The sequence below is a fragment of the Pseudomonas sp. NUPR-001 genome, assembly GCF_052147955.1.
Taxonomy (GTDB): domain Bacteria; phylum Pseudomonadota; class Gammaproteobacteria; order Pseudomonadales; family Pseudomonadaceae; genus Aquipseudomonas.
Genome location: NZ_CP197353.1, coordinates 125,001 through 146,270, shown reverse-complemented (window position 1 = coordinate 146,270; position 21,270 = coordinate 125,001). Strand labels below are relative to the sequence as shown.

Sequence of the window (21,270 nt, the reverse complement as noted above, 5' to 3'; positions counted from 1 at the left end):
TTAATAGCCAAAAGATATAGTCAAAAGTTTGACAAATTCAGCGTCAAATTAAATTCGAAACATTCCATCTAAACGCGGCAATTCAGCGCCGCCTGGGCATGGAAGCCAATTGAACGGGTAACCCGGAGAGTCCAATGAGCAGTGTTGTTGCCATCGTCAAAAGCATTGTTGGTCAAGTTATCGCCGTATCACCAGAAGGCGTGCGGCGCGTACTTATCGAAGGTGACCGCCTGTTCGTTGGCGAGCAGGTACTGACCGGCCTTGCCGGCGCCGTGAGCCTGGAGCTGGCTGACGGCCGCACCCTGGACCTGGGCCGCGATACCCAATGGAGCGCTGATGCCCCGGACAGCAGCACCGACCTGGCCGCTGCCACCGCTCAAGCGGCGCCTTCGGTTGAAGAGCTGCAGCAGGCAATCGCCGCCGGTGCTGACCCGACGACCGAACTTGAAGCCACCGCAGCAGGCCCTTCGGCCTCCGGCTCTGGCGGTGCCGCCGGTGGTGGCCACAGCTTCGTGATGCTTGATGCCACTGCAGGCTCCGTGGACCCGACCATCGGCTTCCCGACCGGCCCGATCGGTTTTGCCACCGACGATCAGCGTGAAGAACTGGGCGGCCTGGACACCAACGGCAACAACCAGCTGGTGCCACCGACCGCCGATGTCGAAACCGGCCTCACCCTGAAAGCGACGCCGTCGATTACTGAAGCCGGTGGCGTGATTATCTACACCGCCACTGTCGGCCAGCCACCCCTGACCGACCTGACCGTGACCCTGTCCAATGGCCAGGTCATTGTGATCAGCGCCGGGCAAACCACCGGTAGCGTCAGCGTGACCATCCCGCCGAACGATACCGTGTACCTGGATGGCGGCGAAATCTCCACGACCATTACCGGCACTACGGGCGGCGGTGGACTGAGCGTAATCTCGGACAAGACGCCGGCGGTCACCCAGATTACAGACACTATCGACACCACCACTGTGGCTGTCAGCGCTGATCCGGCGAAGGAAGGCGACACTAGCGTCACCTTCAACTTCCAGTTGAGCAACCCGCCGCAGGGCGCTACCACCCTGACCGTTAACGTCGGTGGCAAAGATTACACCGTCAACGTGGATGCCAGCGGTAAAGGCACGCTTTCCGTGCCAAACACCAACGGTGAAGACGTTTACGCCGATGGCAGCACCCTCACCGCGACCGTCACGTCGGTGAATGGCGGCAACTACGAAGCCACCAACCTGACCGGTGCCACGGCGACTGCTGAGGTCAAAGACACCGTTGATACCACCACCGTGGCCGTCAGCGCTGATCCGGCGAAGGAAGGCGATACCAATGTCACCTTCAATTTCCAGCTGAGCAATCCGCCGCAGGGCGCTACGACCCTGACCGTTAACGTCGGTGGCAAGAATTACACCGTCAACGTCGATGCCAGCGGTAAAGGCACGCTTTCCGTGCCAAACACCAACGGTGAAGACGTTTACGCCGATGGCAGCACCCTCACCGCTACCGTGACGTCGGTGAATGGCGGCAACTACGAAGCCACCAACCTGACCGGTGCTACGGCGACGGCTGAGGTCAAAGACACCGTTGATACCACCACCGTGGCCGTCAGCGCTGATCCGGCGAAGGAAGGCGATACCAATGTCACCTTCAATTTCCAACTGAGCAATCCGCCGCAGGGCGCTACGACCCTGACCGTTAACGTCGGTGGCAAGAATTACACCGTCAACGTCGATGCCAGCGGTAAAGGCACGCTTTCCGTGCCAAACACCAACGGTGAAGACGTTTACGCCGATGGCAGCACCCTCACCGCTACCGTGACGTCGGTGAATGGCGGCAACTACGAAGCCACCAACCTGACCGGTGCTACGGCGACGGCTGAGGTCAAAGACACCGTTGATACCACCACCGTGGCCGTCAGCGCTGATCCGGCGAAGGAAGGCGATACCAATGTCACCTTCAATTTCCAACTGAGCAATCCGCCGCAGGGCGCTACGACCCTGACCGTTAACGTCGGTGGCAAGAATTACACCGTCAACGTCGATGCCAGCGGTAAAGGCACGCTTTCCGTGCCAAACACCAACGGTGAAGACGTTTACGCCGATGGCAGCACCCTCACCGCTACCGTGACGTCGGTGAATGGCGGCAACTACGAAGCCACCAACCTGACCGGTGCTACGGCGACGGCTGAGGTCAAAGACACCGTTGATACCACCACCGTGGCCGTCAGCGCTGATCCGGCGAAGGAAGGCGATACCAATGTCACCTTCAATTTCCAACTGAGCAATCCGCCACAGGGCGCTACGACCCTGACCGTTAACGTCGGTGGCAAGAATTACACCGTCAACGTCGATGCCAGCGGTAAAGGCACGCTTTCCGTGCCAAACACCAACGGTGAAGACGTTTACGCCGATGGCAGCACCCTCACCGCTACCGTGACGTCGGTGAATGGCGGCAACTACGAAGCCACCAACCTGACCGGTGCCACGGCGACGGCTGAGGTCAAAGACACCGTTGATACCACCACGGTCGAAGTGAAGGCTAACGCCGCGCAGGAAGGCAGCGACTTTGTCACCTTTACCTTCCAGCTGAGCAACCCGCCACAAGCGGGTAGCACCACCGTGTTGACCGTCAATGTCGGCGGCAAAGACTACTTCGTCACCGTCAACGACAAGGGCTACGGCACCCTCGATGTGCCGAACACCAACCTCGACGACGCGCACCTCGATGCCAGCAAAGTCACCGCCACCGTTACCGAGATCAATGGCGGCAACTACGAAGCCACGGACCTCACTGGCGCGACCGCCACTGCCGATGTCGAAGACACCATCGACACCACAACGGTAGAGGTCAAAGCCAATGCTGCACAGGAAGGCGATACCAACGTCACCTTCACCTTCCAGCTGAGCAATCCGCCGCAAGGCACGACGGTGCTGACCGTCAATGTCGGCGGCAAGGACTACTTCGTCACCGTTGACGACAAGGGCTACGGCAAGCTCGAAGTGCCGAACACCAACATCGAAGATGCTTACCTCGACGGCAGCAAGGTCACTGCGACCGTGACTGAAGTGAACGGTGGCAACTTCGAAGGTACCGACCTCAAAGACGCGTCGGTCACGGTTGATGTCAAAGACACCTTCCAAGACACCACCGTCAAAGTCACTGCAGACGCTGCGAAAGAAGGCGACGCTAACGTCACCTTCCACTTCCAGCTGAGCAACCCACCGCAAGCCGGTAGCACTGCCATCCTGACCGTCAACGTCGGCGGCAAGGACTACTTCGTCACTGTCGACGACAAGGGTTACGGCAAGCTCGACGTGCCGAACACCAACATCGAAGATGCTTACCTCGACGGCAGCAAGGTCACCGCGACCGTGACTGAAGTGAACGGCGGCAACTTCGAAGGGACTGACCTGAAAGACGCGTCGGTCACGGTTGATGTCAAAGACACCTTCCAGGACACCACCGTCAAGGTCACTGCGGACGCGGCGAAAGAAGGCGACGCTAACGTCACCTTCCACTTCCAGCTGAGCAACCCACCGCAGGCCGGTAGCACCGCCATCCTGACCATCAACGTTGGCGGCAAGGATTACTTCGTCACCGTTGATGACAAGGGCTACGGCAAGCTCGAAGTGCCGAACACCAACATCGAAGACGCTTACCTCGACGGCAGCAAGGTCACCGCGACCGTGACTGAAGTGAACGGCGGCAACTTCGAAGGGACTGACCTGAAAGACGCGTCGGTCACGGTTGATGTCAAAGACACCTTCCAGGACACCACCGTCAAAGTCACTGCAGACGCGGCGAAAGAAGGCGACGCCAACGTCACCTTCCACTTCCAGCTGAGCAACCCGCCACAAGGCACAACGGTGCTGACCGTCAATGTCGGCGGTAAAGACTATTTCGTCACCGTTGACGACAAGGGCTACGGCAAGCTCGAAGTGCCGAACACCAACATCGAAGACGCTTACCTCGACGGCAGCAAGGTCACTGCGACCGTGACTGAAGTGAACGGCGGCAACTTCGAAGGTACCGACCTCAAAGATGCCTCCGTCACGGTTGATGTCAAAGACACCTTCCAGGACACCACCGTCAAGGTCACTGCAGATGCTGCGAAAGAAGGCGACGCCAATGTCACCTTCCATTTCCAGCTGAGCAATCCACCGCAAGCCGGTAGCACTGCCATCCTGACCATCAATGTCGGCGGCAAGGACTACTTCGTCACTGTCGACGACAAGGGCTATGGCAAGCTCGAAGTGCCGAACACCAACATCGAAGACGCCTACCTCGACGGCAGCAAGGTCACTGCAACCGTGACTGAAGTGAACGGCGGCAACTTCGAAGGCACTGACCTGAAAGATGCCTCCGTCACCGTTGATGTCAAAGACACCTTCCAGGACACCACCGTCAAGGTCACTGCAGACGCGGCGAAAGAAGGCGACGCCAACGTCACCTTCCACTTCCAGCTGAGCAATCCACCGCAAGCCGGTAGCACCGCCATCCTGACCATCAACGTTGGCGGCAAGGACTACTTCGTCACCGTTGACGACAAGGGCTACGGCAAGCTCGACGTCCCGAATACCAACATCGAAGACGCTTACCTCGACGGCAGCAAGGTCACTGCGACCGTGACTGAAGTGAACGGCGGCAACTTCGAAGGTACCGACCTGAAAGACGCGTCGGTCACGGTTGATGTCAAAGACACCTTCCAGGACACCACCGTCAAGGTCACAGCAGACGCTGCGAAAGAAGGCGACGCCAACGTCACCTTCCACTTCCAGCTGAGCAATCCACCGCAAGCCGGTAGCACCGCCATCCTGACCATCAACGTTGGCGGCAAGGACTACTTCGTCACCGTTGACGACAAGGGCTACGGCAAGCTCGACGTGCCGAACACCAACATCGAAGACGCTTACCTCGACGGCAGCAAAGTCACTGCGACCGTGACTGAAGTGAACGGCGGTAACTTCGAAGGCACTGACCTGAAAGACGCGTCGGTCACGGTTGATGTCAAAGACACCTTCCAGGACACCACCGTCAAGGTCACTGCAGACGCGGCCAAAGAAGGCGACGCTAATGTCACCTTCCACTTCCAGCTGAGCAATCCGCCACAAGGCACGACGGTGCTGACCGTCAATGTCGGCGGTAAAGACTATTTCGTCACTGTCGACGATAAGGGCTACGGCAAGCTCGACGTCCCGAACACCAACATCGAAGATGCTTACCTCGACGGCAGCAAGGTCACTGCGACCGTAACCGAAGTGAACGGCGGCAACTTCGAAGGCACTGACCTGAAAGACGCGTCGGTCACCGTTGATGTCAAAGACACCTTCCAGGACACCACCGTTAAGGTCACTGCGGACGCGGCGAAAGAAGGCGACGCCAACGTCACCTTCCACTTCCAGCTGAGCAACCCGCCGCAAGCCGGTAGCACTGCCATCCTGACCATCAACGTTGGCGGCAAGGATTACTTCGTCACCGTTGACGACAAGGGCTATGGCAAGCTCGAAGTCCCGAACACCAACATCGAAGACGCTTACCTCGACGGCAGCAAGGTCACTGCGACCGTGACCGAAGTGAACGGCGGCAACTTCGAAGGTACCGACCTCAAAGATGCCTCCGTCACGGTTGATGTCAAAGACACCTTCCAGGACACCACCGTCAAAGTCACTGCGGACGCGGCGAAAGAAGGCGACGCTAACGTCACCTTCCACTTCCAGCTGAGCAACCCACCGCAGGCCGGTAGCACCGCCATCCTGACCATCAACGTTGGCGGCAAGGATTACTTCGTCACCGTTGATGACAAGGGCTACGGCAAGCTCGAAGTGCCGAACACCAACATCGAAGACGCTTACCTCGACGGCAGCAAGGTCACTGCGACCGTGACTGAAGTGAACGGTGGCAACTTCGAAGGTACCGACCTCAAAGACGCGTCGGTCACGGTTGATGTCAAAGACACCTTCCAAGACACCACCGTCAAAGTCACTGCAGACGCTGCGAAAGAAGGCGACGCCAACGTCACCTTCCACTTCCAGCTGAGCAACCCACCACAAGGCACGACGGTGCTGACCGTCAATGTCGGCGGCAAGGACTATTTCGTCACTGTCGACGATAAGGGCTACGGCAAGCTCGACGTGCCGAACACCAACATCGAAGACGCTTACCTCGACGGCAGCAAAGTCACTGCGACCGTAACCGAAGTGAACGGCGGCAACTTCGAAGGGACTGACCTGAAAGACGCGTCGGTCACGGTTGATGTCAAAGACACCTTCCAGGACACCACCGTCAAGGTCACTGCGGACGCGGCGAAAGAAGGCGACGCCAACGTCACCTTCCACTTCCAGCTGAGCAACCCGCCACAAGGCACAACGGTGCTGACCGTCAATGTCGGCGGTAAAGACTATTTCGTCACCGTTGACGACAAGGGCTACGGCAAGCTCGAAGTGCCGAACACCAACATCGAAGACGCTTACCTCGACGGCAGCAAGGTCACTGCGACCGTGACTGAAGTGAACGGCGGCAACTTCGAAGGTACCGACCTCAAAGATGCCTCCGTCACGGTTGATGTCAAAGACACCTTCCAGGACACCACCGTCAAGGTCACTGCAGATGCTGCGAAAGAAGGCGACGCCAATGTCACCTTCCATTTCCAGCTGAGCAATCCACCGCAAGCCGGTAGCACTGCCATCCTGACCATCAATGTCGGCGGCAAGGACTACTTCGTCACTGTCGACGACAAGGGCTATGGCAAGCTCGAAGTGCCGAACACCAACATCGAAGACGCCTACCTCGACGGCAGCAAGGTCACTGCAACCGTGACTGAAGTGAACGGCGGCAACTTCGAAGGCACTGACCTGAAAGATGCCTCCGTCACCGTTGATGTCAAAGACACCTTCCAGGACACCACCGTCAAGGTCACTGCAGACGCGGCGAAAGAAGGCGACGCCAACGTCACCTTCCACTTCCAGCTGAGCAATCCACCGCAAGCCGGTAGCACCGCCATCCTGACCATCAACGTTGGCGGCAAGGACTACTTCGTCACCGTTGACGACAAGGGCTACGGCAAGCTCGACGTCCCGAATACCAACATCGAAGACGCTTACCTCGACGGCAGCAAGGTCACTGCGACCGTGACTGAAGTGAACGGCGGCAACTTCGAAGGTACCGACCTGAAAGACGCGTCGGTCACGGTTGATGTCAAAGACACCTTCCAGGACACCACCGTCAAGGTCACAGCAGACGCTGCGAAAGAAGGCGACGCCAACGTCACCTTCCACTTCCAGCTGAGCAATCCACCGCAAGCCGGTAGCACCGCCATCCTGACCATCAACGTTGGCGGCAAGGACTACTTCGTCACCGTTGACGACAAGGGCTACGGCAAGCTCGACGTGCCGAACACCAACATCGAAGACGCTTACCTCGACGGCAGCAAAGTCACTGCGACCGTGACTGAAGTGAACGGCGGTAACTTCGAAGGCACTGACCTGAAAGACGCGTCGGTCACGGTTGATGTCAAAGACACCTTCCAGGACACCACCGTCAAGGTCACTGCAGACGCGGCCAAAGAAGGCGACGCTAATGTCACCTTCCACTTCCAGCTGAGCAATCCGCCACAAGGCACGACGGTGCTGACCGTCAATGTCGGCGGTAAAGACTATTTCGTCACTGTCGACGATAAGGGCTACGGCAAGCTCGACGTCCCGAACACCAACATCGAAGATGCTTACCTCGACGGCAGCAAGGTCACTGCGACCGTAACCGAAGTGAACGGCGGCAACTTCGAAGGCACTGACCTGAAAGACGCGTCGGTCACCGTTGATGTCAAAGACACCTTCCAGGACACCACCGTTAAGGTCACTGCGGACGCGGCGAAAGAAGGCGACGCCAACGTCACCTTCCACTTCCAGCTGAGCAACCCGCCGCAAGCCGGTAGCACTGCCATCCTGACCATCAACGTTGGCGGCAAGGATTACTTCGTCACCGTTGACGACAAGGGCTATGGCAAGCTCGAAGTCCCGAACACCAACATCGAAGACGCTTACCTCGACGGCAGCAAGGTCACTGCGACCGTGACCGAAGTGAACGGCGGCAACTTCGAAGGTACCGACCTCAAAGATGCCTCCGTCACGGTTGATGTCAAAGACACCTTCCAGGACACCACCGTCAAAGTCACTGCGGACGCGGCGAAAGAAGGCGACGCTAACGTCACCTTCCACTTCCAGCTGAGCAACCCACCGCAGGCCGGTAGCACCGCCATCCTGACCATCAACGTTGGCGGCAAGGATTACTTCGTCACCGTTGATGACAAGGGCTACGGCAAGCTCGAAGTGCCGAACACCAACATCGAAGACGCTTACCTCGACGGCAGCAAGGTCACTGCGACCGTGACTGAAGTGAACGGTGGCAACTTCGAAGGTACCGACCTCAAAGACGCGTCGGTCACGGTTGATGTCAAAGACACCTTCCAAGACACCACCGTCAAAGTCACTGCAGACGCTGCGAAAGAAGGCGACGCCAACGTCACCTTCCACTTCCAGCTGAGCAACCCACCACAAGGCACGACGGTGCTGACCGTCAATGTCGGCGGCAAGGACTATTTCGTCACTGTCGACGATAAGGGCTACGGCAAGCTCGACGTGCCGAACACCAACATCGAAGACGCTTACCTCGACGGCAGCAAAGTCACTGCGACCGTAACCGAAGTGAACGGCGGCAACTTCGAAGGGACTGACCTGAAAGACGCGTCGGTCACGGTTGATGTCAAAGACACCTTCCAGGACACCACCGTCAAGGTCACTGCAGATGCTGCGAAAGAAGGCGACGCCAATGTCACCTTCCACTTCCAGCTGAGCAATCCACCGCAAGCCGGTAGCACTGCCATCCTGACCATCAATGTCGGCGGCAAGGACTACTTCGTCACTGTCGACGACAAGGGCTATGGCAAGCTCGAAGTGCCGAACACCAACATCGAAGACGCCTACCTCGACGGCAGCAAGGTCACTGCAACCGTGACTGAAGTGAACGGCGGCAACTTCGAAGGCACTGACCTGAAAGATGCCTCCGTCACCGTTGATGTCAAAGACACCTTCCAGGACACCACCGTCAAGGTCACTGCAGACGCGGCGAAAGAAGGCGACGCTAACGTCACTTTCCACTTCCAGCTGAGCAACCCACCGCAGGCTGGTAGCACTGCCATCCTGACCATCAACGTCGGCGGCAAGGACTACTTCGTCACCGTTGACGACAAGGGTTACGGCAAGCTCGAAGTGCCGAACACCAACATCGAAGACGCTTACCTCGACGGCAGCAAAGTCACTGCGACCGTGACTGAAGTGAACGGCGGCAACTTCGAAGGGACTGACCTCAAAGACGCGTCGGTCACGGTTGATGTCAAAGACACCTTCCAGGACACCACCGTTAAGGTCACTGCAGACGCGGCTAAAGAAGGCGACGCTAACGTCACCTTCCACTTCCAGCTGAGCAACCCGCCGCAAGCCGGTAGCACCGCCATCCTGACCATCAACGTTGGCGGCAAGGATTACTTCGTCACTGTCGACGACAAGGGCTATGGCAAGCTCGACGTCCCGAACACCAACATCGAAGACGCCTACCTCGACGGCAGCAAGGTCACCGCGACCGTAACCGAAGTGAACGGTGGCAACTTCGAAGGTACCGACCTGAAAGATGCCTCCGTCACGGTTGATGTCAAAGACACCTTCCAGGACACCACCGTCAAGGTCACAGCAGACGCTGCGAAAGAAGGCGACGCCAACGTCACCTTCCACTTCCAGCTGAGCAACCCACCACAAGGCACGACGGTGCTGACCGTCAATGTCGGCGGTAAAGACTATTTCGTCACTGTCGACGATAAGGGCTACGGCAAGCTCGACGTCCCGAACACCAACATCGAAGATGCTTACCTCGACGGCAGCAAGGTCACTGCGACCGTGACCGAAGTGAACGGCGGCAACTTCGAAGGTACCGACCTGAAAGATGCCTCCGTCACGGTTGATGTCAAAGACACCTTCCAGGACACCACCGTCAAGGTCACAGCAGACGCTGCGAAAGAAGGCGACGCCAACGTCACCTTCCACTTCCAGCTGAGCAACCCACCACAAGGCACGACGGTGCTGACCGTCAATGTCGGCGGTAAAGACTATTTCGTCACTGTCGACGATAAGGGCTACGGCAAGCTCGACGTCCCGAACACCAACATCGAAGATGCTTACCTCGACGGCAGCAAGGTCACTGCGACCGTGACCGAAGTGAACGGCGGCAACTTCGAAGGGACTGACCTCAAAGACGCGTCGGTCACGGTTGATGTCAAAGACACCTTCCAGGACACCACCGTCAAGGCCACTGCTGACGCGGCGAAAGAAGGCGACGCTAACGTCACCTTCCACTTCCAGCTGAGCAACCCGCCACAAGGCACGACGGTGCTGACCGTCAATGTCGGCGGTAAAGAGTATTTCGTCACCGTTGACGACAAGGGCTACGGCAAACTCGACGTCCCGAACACCAACATCGAAGACGCCTACCTCGACGGCAGCAAGGTCACTGCGACCGTGACCGAAGTGAACGGTGGCAACTTCGAAGGTACCGACCTGAAAGATGCCTCCGTCACGGTTGATGTCAAAGACACCTTCCAGGACACCACCGTCAAGGTCACAGCAGACGCTGCGAAAGAAGGCGACGCTAACGTCACTTTCCACTTCCAGCTGAGCAACCCACCGCAGGCTGGTAGCACTGCCATCCTGACCATCAACGTCGGCGGCAAGGACTACTTCGTCACCGTTGACGACAAGGGTTACGGCAAGCTCGAAGTGCCGAACACCAACATCGAAGACGCTTACCTCGACGGCAGCAAGGTCACCGCGACCGTGACTGAAGTGAACGGCGGCAACTTCGAAGGGACTGACCTCAAAGACGCGTCGGTCACGGTTGATGTCAAAGACACCTTCCAGGACACCACCGTTAAGGTCACTGCAGACGCGGCGAAAGAAGGCGACGCTAACGTCACCTTCCACTTCCAGCTGAGCAATCCACCGCAAGCCGGTAGCACTGCCATCCTGACCATCAACGTTGGCGGCAAGGATTACTTCGTCACCGTTGACGACAAGGGCTATGGCAAGCTCGACGTCCCGAACACCAACATCGAAGACGCTTACCTCGACGGCAGCAAGGTCACCGCGACCGTGACTGAAGTGAACGGCGGCAACTTCGAAGGGACTGACCTCAAAGACGCGTCGGTCACGGTTGATGTCAAAGACACCTTCCAGGACACCACCGTCAAGGTCACTGCAGACGCTGCGAAAGAAGGCGACGCTAACGTCACCTTCCACTTCCAGCTGAGCAATCCGCCACAGACCGGCACCACCGCTACCCTGACCGTCAACGTCGCGGGCAAGGACTACACCGTCACCGTCAACGACAAGGGCTACGGCAAACTCGACGTGCCGAACACCAACGTCGAAGACGTCTACAAAGACGGCAGCACCCTGACCGCCACCGTCACTAAGGTGACCGGCGGCAACTTCGAAGGCACTGACCTTACCGGCGCTACCGCAACCGCCGATATCAAGGACACCACCGACACCACCACGGTCAATATCTCCGGCACCACCTCGGTTGCCGAGGGTGATTCCGCCAATTACACCCTGACGTTGTCCAGCAAGGCGGAAGCCGACGTCACTATTACGCTGACTTACTCCGGCACGGCCAAAGATGGCTCGGACTTCACCGGCGTAACGACCGTGACGATTCCGAAAGGCAGCAGCACTGGGAACTTCAGTGTGCCGATCCTGCGTGATGGTGTCGCCGAGGGCGTTGAATCCTTCACCGTGAAGATCGATTCGGCCACCGGTGGCAATTTCGAAAAACTGGAGGTCGGTAGCAACGGCAGCGTCACCACCACCATCCAGAGCAACGAAGCCCCCGTTGCCGCAGGTGGTGCCGTAACCGGCACTGAAGATAATGACCTGGTGCTGAGCTGGGCCAACTTTGGCATCACCGATGCCGATACCCCGGCCGCCAACCTCGGTCTTACCATCACTCAACTGCCTGCCGATGGTGTGCTGCAGTACAAGGACGGCAACGTCTGGAAAACCCTGACCAGCGCTGATGCTGGCAAGGTCTTCAGCAAAGCCGATATCGATGCCGGTAAGCTGAAATTCGTTCCGGATCGCAACGAGTCGGGTATCAATGCCAACGGCGGCAACGGCGTGGGCAACAAAGAAGCCGACTACGCGCAGATCAAGTTCAAACCTACTGATGGCCAAGGCGTGGGTAATGAATCGACCATCAAGGTCGACATTACTCCGGTTGCCGATGCACCGACTCTGATCATCGGCAGCAACAACGTGAACTCGATCGGCTTGCTCAAGGAAACCTGGAACAGCCTGAGCGGCCTGGGTACCAACGGCAACGGCATCACCGATAACGCGTTGAAGACGGTCTTCGACAACGCCGGTAAACCCAATAGCTCGTCGACGGTCACCAATGCCCAATCCGATAGCAGCGTGACAGCCGGCTCGGGCTCGAAGACTTCTGGCCTGATTTATCTTGAAGCCGGTAAAACCTACACCTTCAGCGGTATGGGTGACGACAGCCTGCTGATTACCATCGGCGGCCAGAAAGTGGCGTCTGCCACCTGGGGCAATGCCAGCGGGACGTTCACGGGTTCATTCACGCCGGGCGCCAGTGGTTACTACACCCTGGACATCTACCACGCGAACCAGAGTGGTCCGGGCAGCTATGACGTCAACCTGTCGGTCAACGGCAGCGCTCCGGTCGACCTGAGCAATAGCAACATCCCGATGTACCCGAGCGTGAACGACCTGAACAACGCTGGCGTGACCGTCGGCGAACTGCACGGCGACAACGGTGAAGGCTACTACCAAGGCTACAAGCTCAATGAAGGTGCCGAGAACGGTACCGTCAAACTGGTGGGCATCTCCAGCAGCCTGACCGACACCGATGGCTCGGAAACCCTCAGCATCAAACTGGGCGGTATTCCGGAAGGCTCGATCCTCAGCGATGGCGCCGGTCACACTGTCACCGTTGGCAAGACTGAAGTGGATGTCACCGGCTGGAACCTCAATGGTCTGAGCCTCAAGCCACCGGCTTACTACCAAGGCAAGTTCGACATCTCTGTCACCGCGACATCGACCGAGAAGGCCAACAACGACAGCGCGTCCACCCCTGGCAAGATCACGGTCACCGTTCACCCGGACAGCTACCTCCCCGGCAACCTGACCGAGGTCAATGACGATAAGTCGCTGGGCAGCGAAAACGACATCGTCGTTGCTGACGTCAACGGTCTGCACGTTACCCCAGGGCAGGACTACAACCTGGCGTTCATTGTCGATACTTCGGGCAGTATGGGCAGCAAAGGCGTAGAAGCTGCGAAGAAATCCCTGGAGTCGGTATTCACTACGCTGGCCAACAGTGTCAAAGGTGCGCAGTCCGGTACGGTGAACATCCTGTTGGTGGACTTCTCCGATCAGGTGAACACCACTATTACGGTCAACCTGGCCGACAAAAACGCGCTCACTGATCTGCAAGCTGCACTGCAGAAGTTCTATGCCGGCGGCAATACCAACTACGAAGACGCGTTCAAAACCACCGCCAACTGGTTCCAGAACCTCAAAATCAGCGGCAGCACCGGTAGCAACCAGACGTTCTTTATCACTGACGGCAAACCTAACCGGTATCAAACCGGCGAGTCCGACCCGGTATTCAAGAACTCCAGCCTCACCCTGGACGGTGTGCTCGGCGCGATGAAGTACAAACTGGGTGATGTTGTCACTGACAAAATGATCGGTGACAACAACCGGATCAGTATCGACAAAAACGGTTACCTCACAGCCGAATACTATTCTGGCAACCGCTGGCGTGACGACGACAAAGCCTCGGGTGAGCTGCATGCTCAAGGCGACGGCACGTATGAGTTGTCGTATCAGGGCGGGTCGTCCTGGTACATCGACAGCAACTCAAAAGACTCGTTCTTGTTGCTGTCGAAGCATTCAAGTGTGGAAGCGATCGGGCTCAATAGCACGATTAACGCCAATGACCTGAAGTACTACGACACCGACGGCAAACCGCAGTCCAACATCGATCCGAGCAAACTGGCCGAAGCCATTCTCAGTCATACCGAAGCCACTAACCCTGGCAACGACACGGTCAACGGCGGTGAAGGCAACGACATTATCTTCGGTGATCTGGTCAGCTTCGACGGAATCGCCGGCAACGGTATCGAAGCGATACAGGCTTATGTTGCCCGTGAGCTGGATATGAAACTGGGCGATGTCGATGGCCGCGTTCTGCACAAGTACATCACCGAACACGTCAGTGATTTTGATGTTTCACGCGCCAACGATGGTGCCGATACGCTGCTCGGCGGCGACGGCAATGACATTATCTTCGGCCAGGGTGGCGATGACCGTCTCGAAGGCGGCAAGGGCAATGACATTCTGCTCGGCGGTAGCGGCAAGGATGTGTTGATCGGTGGCGCCGGCAACGACACGCTGATTGGCGGAGAGGGCATTGACACCCTGCTTGGCGATGAAGGGAACGACATCCTCATGGGCGGCAAAGGCGACGATATTCTTACCGGTGGCAGCGGCGCCGACACCTTCGTGTGGAAAGCCGGCGACACTGGCAAGGATGTGATCAAGGACTTCAAGCCTGGCGAGGGTGACCGTCTGGATCTGAGCGACCTGCTGCAGAGCGAGAAGGGCAGCACGATCGACAACTTCCTGAAGATCACCACGGTCAATGGCGAGTCGACCCTGCAGGTCAGCTCCGAAGGCAAGCTGAACTCCGCCGGTGGCCTGGCCAACGCGGATGTGACGATCAAGCTGGAAGGCGTCAACTGGGCCAACACCACGATCAACTCGCTGGTATCTGGTGCCGACCCGACCATCAAGATCGACCACTCCAACAGCTGATAGCCCTCGACCTCGGTAGCCTGGCATGGCTACCGAGGCCAGCAGGCTTGGCCTGTACCCTGTTCACCCGGCATACTCGCTCGCCAGTCCCACAGCCTGGCGAGCTTGGCCTATGCTGCTGACTGCGGTTACGGACTCAATTTACGAGGGATTCCCATGTTCTATGTGCAACGTGACGCACAGGGCCAGTTGCTTCGGGTAGAAGCCGCCGCCTTTGACGAATACACGGAACAGTTGCCTGCCGACCACGCCGAAATTCAGGACTGGTTTGCTGATGACGTTGTCGAGAACAGCCTCAAGCAGCTCAAGCAGAGTGACCTGGACATGATCCGGGTACTCGAAGACTTGATCGAAGTGCTCACCACCAAAGGTGTGATTAGCATCACCGACCTGCCGGCTGGTGCTCAAGCCAAGCTGCTCAGCCGGTCGAATGCCCGTCAGGTGCTGGGCGGGCTGACCAATCTGATCGATGACAGTGACGAGAACGGCGGCCTGATCTAAGCGCTGCAGGCCCCTCAGGGCCTGCCCACGCCTGTTTTAGCGCCAGGGTGCAGGCTCACCTACCAAACGCCCCTGAACGCCCTGGATGCCCATCTCGCGCAACACTTTAAGCTCCCCTTCGGTTTCGACGCGCTCGGCAATCAGCGGCAGGTCGATGCTGTGAGCGGCGCGCTGAATCGCTTCGATGAACAAGCGCTTGTGCCGCTCCTGATCGATCGCACGGATGTAGCTACCATCAATCTTCAGGTAGGCCAGCCCCAGATGGGCCAGGTTACCGATCATGCTGAAGCGCCCACCGAAGCGCTGCAGGCTCAGGCTGAAACCGAGCGCGCGCAAACGCCGGGTCAACTGTTCGAGTACGGCCTGGTCGGGTAACTGTTCTTCACCAATCTCCAGGGTCAGACGCGGCCCCAGTGCCGGATGCTGGCCAAGCAGCTCATAAACCCGTTGCAACGCGGCCGGATCTGCCAAGGTGGACGCCGACAGGTTCAGGGCCAGGGCCTCGGTGTGGTTTTGCATGTGTTTCAACACTTGCTCAAGCATCAGCACATCGAGGCGCGCCGACCAGCCAAAGCGCTCAAGCCAGGGCAGGAAGCGCCCCGCGGCAATCGCTTGACCCTGGTCATCCAGTACCCGCGAGATTACCTTGTAGTGCAACACCCGCTCCGGTGCATCACTGGCCACCACCGGTTGGAAAAACAGCTGAAAGCGCCCTTGCTTCAGTGCATCGTCGAGCAACTGATGCCAGGCATGGTGAGTATTGCCAGCTTGCGGGGCGGTGCCCTGCTCGAGGCACACCCAACCCGGCTCTACCTGGCTCTCTGCACGCGCCAAGGCTTCATCTGCCAGCTTGAGCAAGGCTTGGGGAGCATCACCGGGGCTATACGGCGCCATGCCGATACAGGCCACTGGCGTGACGTCAGTGGCGCCGGTGTCGGCCAGGCTCTGCAGGGTCACCTCCAGGGCCTGAGCAAGCTGTACCGCCTCTTCATGCACCAAGCCCGGTGCCAGCACGGCAAACTCACCGCCACGGCTGCGGGTGATCAGGTTGTTGGTTTCCGGGTAGTTAGCGCAGGTGCGTTGCAGTTGCTGCCCTACCGCCTGGAGTAGCTGATCAGTGCGTTGGCCACCCAGGCGTTGGTTAAGCCCGGCCAGATCCTTCACTCGCAGCAACAACAGGTAACCCGGCCGGGCTTCCTCGATATTGCTGACCTGGGCATTGAGCTGCATCTCGAAATAACGGCGGTTGGCCAAGCCCGTCAGGCTGTCCTGGTAGGATTCGACGCGCAGCTTTTCACTGCGCTCAGCCTGCTCCTTGAACAGCGCCTTGAGCTTTTCGACCATCTGGTTCATGGCCTGGACCACCCGACGCAGTTCAGGTGTGCTGGGCAGGTCTGGCAGGCTGAGGAATTCGCGACGAGCGATAGCGTGAGACTGCGCCACCATGTAGTCCAGTGGCTTGAGCTGACGGCGCAGCAGCAACGCACCGAGCACCGCACTCAAGGCGCCGCACAGCAGCAGCCAACCGAGACTGCCCAGAGCGCTTTGCCAAAGTTTGCCCAGAGCGAACATAGGATGGCTCACCACCTCAACCCGCGCCGCCTGCTGCCAGCCGCGGCTGACGATAGCATCGCCTCCTGCGGCCTCAAGGCCTATCAGGCGAATGAACCAGGCAGGTACACCATTGGCATCAGCTTCGGCGTGGCGCTCTACCAGCACGGCGTTGGAGCCCAGGTCGATGACCTTGATACTGGAGTAGTAACCACTGTCGAAAATCGAACTGACCATCAACTCGACCATCGCCGGATCATCAATGTTCGGCGTCAGCGACAACGCCAACGCCGTGGCCGCATCCTGTGCGTGGGAGCGCAACTGGTTTACGTACTGGCTGCGTGAGCTTTCCAGGCTAACCATGAAGCTGCCGCTGAACGCGACTACCAGGAACAGGCAGATGGCAAGCAGCAATTGTTTGAACAGTGACATCTGTGCTCCTTTAGTAAACCGGTTCGGCCGGGAAACCTTCGGCCTGCATCTTTTTCAGTAGATCCTGCCAGCGCGACAAACGTTTCGTGTCGCCAACCTTTTTATTACCTCCGGAACCTGTCAGCCACAGGCCTTCACCGTTGAAGGAATAAACCGGCAATAGGTCGGTACGCTCGCTGGCGGGCTTGATTGCGTCCATCAGGCTGTCGAGTACCAACGGCATGGCATTGGGGCTTGAGTAATAGGTCAGGACCATATGCGCACGGTTCTGGCGTAACGCCTTGACGTAGGTGATGCGCAGTTTTTCCGCCGGCACTCCCATGCGCCGCAGGCTGAAGTACTTGGCGATAGCATAGTCTTCGCAGTCGCCCTGCCCCTTGATCAGTGCCTGTATCGGTGTTGCCCAATAATCGACCTCGCGCCACAGGTCGATGTCTTCCACGTAACGTAATTGGTGGTTGAAGAACTGATTCACCCGCTTGAGCTGCTCGGCTTCACTGCCCTGCTTCTGGGTGGTCAGCATGTTTTGCCAGGCATCGATACGACCCTGCCCTGGCCCCAGTGGGCCATACAGGGATTGGGCTCGTCGGCTGATCTGGGAGAAATCCCAATCGGCGTGCAGGCTGCCTAACAGCAGGCAGCCGAACACCACGGCAAGGCCGAGCCGGCGCAAGGTCAACTGAACAGCCCAACGCATCGCCAATACGAAAACCTGCGCAAACCTGTGGAAAAACACCGATGGTGCGGCCTTGCCCATGAAAAAACAATGGCACCTTACAATCACGACAACATCAGCCTGCGATCATCCCGGAAGACCCATGCCCTGTAGTCGGCTCGACTTCCCTTGGAGAAAAACTTCATTCACGATAGCAACTACCCATCACACTCGCAGCCTGCCGACCGGTTCAGGCGCGCGCCTGCGAGTTTGACAAGGGTCCATACGCTAACTAGCGTGATTGGATCCAACATTTAATCCATCCCGACATTAAGGACAGAGTAAAGCGTGACCGAGAAATCCAAATCCTTGAGCGAAATACTGGGCAGCGAGCAAATCCCGCCGCACCTGGCTCGTAGTGTGATTGAAGAGCGGTTGCGCAATGCCATTCTGGAAGGCCGCCTGGCACCCGGTATGGCTCTGCGACAGCAAGAGTTGGCGACGCTGTTCGGCGTCAGCCGTATGCCCGTACGCGAGGCTCTACGCCAGCTTGAAGCGCAGTCATTGCTACAGGTGGTGGCACACAAAGGCGCGGTGGTTGCTCCGCTGATCGGTGAAGATGCGGTAGACACCTATGCCCTGCGAGTGATTCTGGAATCTGAAGCGCTGCGCCAGTCGATCCCTCTGCTGGAAGCCGAAGATATCGCCCTTGCTCGCAGCTATATCAAGCAACTGGAAAACGAAACCCGGCACGCCGAAATCGGCCGGCTGAACCGGTTGTTTCACATGAGCCTGTACAGCAAGGCTTCCAACAAGAAGCTGCTGCACCTGATTGAAATCGAGCTGAACGAAGAAGAGCGCTTCTTACGCTTTCACCTGTCGTCGATGGGCTTGGGGAAACTGACCCAGGATGACCACAACGCCTTGGTAGATGCTGCGAACGATAAGTCAGTTGATGATGCCATCAAGGTGCTTGAACGCCATTTGAATACGGCGGCCAGGACTATCAAGGCTTACCTGAGCGCTTGATAGTAGCCAGAAAAGACAAAACCCCTGTCTGCAAGGCAGACAGGGGTTTTGGAATTTAATCTTGACGATGACCTACTCTCACATGGGGAAACCCCACACTACCATCGGCGATGCATCGTTTCACTGCTGAGTTCGGGATGGGATCAGGTGGTTCCAATGCTCTATGGTCGTCAAGAAATTCTGTGTGCTGGTCCGTCTGTTGTGACGTACCGGCGAATTCTTGATGCTTCTACTATAAAGACAAAACCCCTACCTGCATGCGCAGATAGGGGTTTCGGAATTTAATCTTGACGATGACCTACTCTCACATGGGGAAACCCCACACTACCATCGGCGATGCATCGTTTCACTGCTGAGTTCGGGATGGGATCAGGTGGTTCCAATGCTCTATGGTCGTCAAGAAATTCTGTTGCCAGAAGGTCTTGTTAGACACTCCAGCGAATTGGGTATGTGACTTTGTGGTTTTGCAAACTTTCGGTGACTTTCGTCTTCACCACCACAATCTGCGTTGCAGATTGCTTGGGTGTTATATGGTCAAGCCTCACGGGCAATTAGTATTGGTTAGCTCAACGCCTCACAGCGCTTACACACCCAACCTATCAACGTCGTAGTCTTCGACGGCCCTTCAGGGAACTCAAGGTTCCAGTGAGATCTCATCTTGAGGCAAGTTTCCCGCTTAGATGCTTTCAGCGGTTATCTCTCCCGAACATAGCTACCCGGCAATGCCACTGGCGTGACAACCGGAACACCAGAGGTTCGTCCACTCCGGTCCTCTCGTACTAGGAGCAGCCCCTCTCAAATCTCAAACGTCCACGGCAGATAGGGACCGAACTGTCTCACGACGTTCTAAACCCAGCTCGCGTACCACTTTAAATGGCGAACAGCCATACCCTTGGGACCGGCTTCAGCCCCAGGATGTGATGAGCCGACATCGAGGTGCCAAACACCGCCGTCGATATGAACTCTTGGGCGGTATCAGCCTGTTATCCCCGGAGTACCTTTTATCCGTTGAGCGATGGCCCTTCCATACAGAACCACCGGATCACTAAGACCTACTTTCGTACCTGCTCGACGTGTCTGTCTCGCAGTCAAGCGCGCTTTTGCCTTTATACTCTACGACCGATTTCCGACCGGTCTGAGCGCACCTTCGTACTCCTCCGTTACTCTTTAGGAGGAGACCGCCCCAGTCAAACTACCCACCATACACTGTCCTCGATCCGGATAACGGACCTGAGTTAGAACCTCAAAGTTGCCAGGGTGGTATTTCAAGGATGGCTCCACGCGAACTGGCGTCCACGCTTCAAAGCCTCCCACCTATCCTACACAAGCAAATTCAAAGTCCAGTGCAAAGCTATAGTAAAGGTTCACGGGGTCTTTCCGTCTAGCCGCGGATACACTGCATCTTCACAGCGATTTCAATTTCACTGAGTCTCGGGTGGAGACAGCGCCGCCATCGTTACGCCATTCGTGCAGGTCGGAACTTACCCGACAAGGAATTTCGCTACCTTAGGACCGTTATAGTTACGGCCGCCGTTTACCGGGGCTTCGATCAAGAGCTTCGCGTTAGCTAACCCCATCAATTAACCTTCCGGCACCGGGCAGGCGTCACACCCTATACGTCCACTTTCGTGTTTGCAGAGTGCTGTGTTTTTAATAAACAGTCGCAGCGGCCTGGTATCTTCGACCGGCATGGGCTTACGGAGCAAGTCCTTCACCCTCACCGGCGCACCTTCTCCCGAAGTTACGGTGCCATTTTGCCTAGTTCCTTCACCCGAGTTCTCTCAAGCGCCTTGGTATTCTCTACCCAACCACCTGTGTCGGTTTGGGGTACGGTTCCTAGTTATCTGAAGCTTAGAAGCTTTTCTTGGAAGCATGGCATCAACCACTTCGTCGCCTAAAGGCAACTCGTCATCAGCTCTCGGCCTTAAGATCCCGGATTTACCTAAGATCTCAGCCTACCACCTTAAACTTGGACAACCAACGCCAAGCTGGCCTAGCCTTCTCCGTCCCTCCATCGCAATAACTAGAAGTACAGGAATATTAACCTGTTTTCCATCGACTACGCTTTTCAGCCTCGCCTTAGGGACCGACTAACCCTGCGTCGATTAACGTTGCGCAGGAAACCTTGGTCTTTCGGCGTGGGAGTTTTTCACTCCCATT

5 protein-coding genes and 3 rRNA genes (1 of these 8 cut by a window edge) are annotated in these 21,270 nt (G+C 57.5%); 3 read left to right on the top strand and 5 right to left on the bottom strand.

The annotated features are described in order from the left end of the window. Positions 1-134: 134 nt before the first annotated feature. The gene (locus tag ACP6KB_RS00625) at positions 135-14,942 is read left to right on the top strand and encodes a retention module-containing protein (RefSeq protein WP_442111284.1); all 14,808 of its coding nucleotides are present in this window, start codon (positions 135-137) and stop codon (positions 14,940-14,942) included. Between the two features lie 156 nt (positions 14,943-15,098). After that, positions 15,099-15,443, top strand: coding sequence for a tryptophan synthase subunit beta (locus tag ACP6KB_RS00620; protein WP_442111282.1), 345 nt, complete (start codon positions 15,099-15,101; stop codon positions 15,441-15,443). Between the two features lie 36 nt (positions 15,444-15,479). On the opposite strand, the gene lapD is transcribed toward ACP6KB_RS00620, so the two are convergent. Continuing rightward, complete coding sequence (gene lapD, locus ACP6KB_RS00615; protein WP_442111280.1) at positions 15,480-17,426, bottom strand: cyclic di-GMP receptor LapD; 1,947 nt, start codon at positions 17,424-17,426, stop codon at positions 15,480-15,482. A 10-nt stretch (positions 17,427-17,436) separates the two neighbouring features. After that, the gene (gene lapG / locus ACP6KB_RS00610) at positions 17,437-18,123 is read right to left on the bottom strand and encodes a cysteine protease LapG (RefSeq protein ID WP_442111278.1); all 687 of its coding nucleotides are present in this window, start codon (positions 18,121-18,123) and stop codon (positions 17,437-17,439) included. Between the two features lie 306 nt (positions 18,124-18,429). Between lapG and ACP6KB_RS00605 the strand changes: the two genes are divergently transcribed. Then, a complete protein-coding gene (locus tag ACP6KB_RS00605) occupies positions 18,430-19,110 on the top strand; it encodes a GntR family transcriptional regulator (protein ID WP_442111276.1) in 681 nt (226 codons plus the stop codon). Between the two features lie 59 nt (positions 19,111-19,169). Here ACP6KB_RS00605 and rrf (ACP6KB_RS00600) read toward each other — a convergent pair. The 3 genes from rrf (ACP6KB_RS00600) to ACP6KB_RS00590 all read right to left on the bottom strand — a co-directional run. Then, a 5S ribosomal RNA gene (gene rrf, locus ACP6KB_RS00600) occupies positions 19,170-19,285 on the bottom strand. Between the two features lie 110 nt (positions 19,286-19,395). Beyond that, positions 19,396-19,511 (bottom strand): 5S ribosomal RNA (gene rrf, locus ACP6KB_RS00595). A gap of 129 nt (positions 19,512-19,640) precedes the next feature. Continuing rightward, positions 19,641-21,270 (bottom strand): 23S ribosomal RNA (locus ACP6KB_RS00590) (it continues 1,261 nt past the right edge of the window).

Bases quoted from the DNA above. Each gene is read 5' to 3' on its own strand.
- lapD (WP_442111280.1), bottom strand. From the start codon at position 17,426: ATGTCACTGTTCAAACAATTGCTGCTTGCCATCTGCCTGTTCCTGGTA.
- lapG (WP_442111278.1), bottom strand. From the start codon at position 18,123: ATGCGTTGGGCTGTTCAGTTGACCTTGCGCCGGCTCGGCCTTGCCGTG.
- ACP6KB_RS00625 (WP_442111284.1), top strand. From the start codon at position 135: ATGAGCAGTGTTGTTGCCATCGTCAAAAGCATTGTTGGTCAAGTTATC.
- ACP6KB_RS00620 (WP_442111282.1), top strand. From the start codon at position 15,099: ATGTTCTATGTGCAACGTGACGCACAGGGCCAGTTGCTTCGGGTAGAA.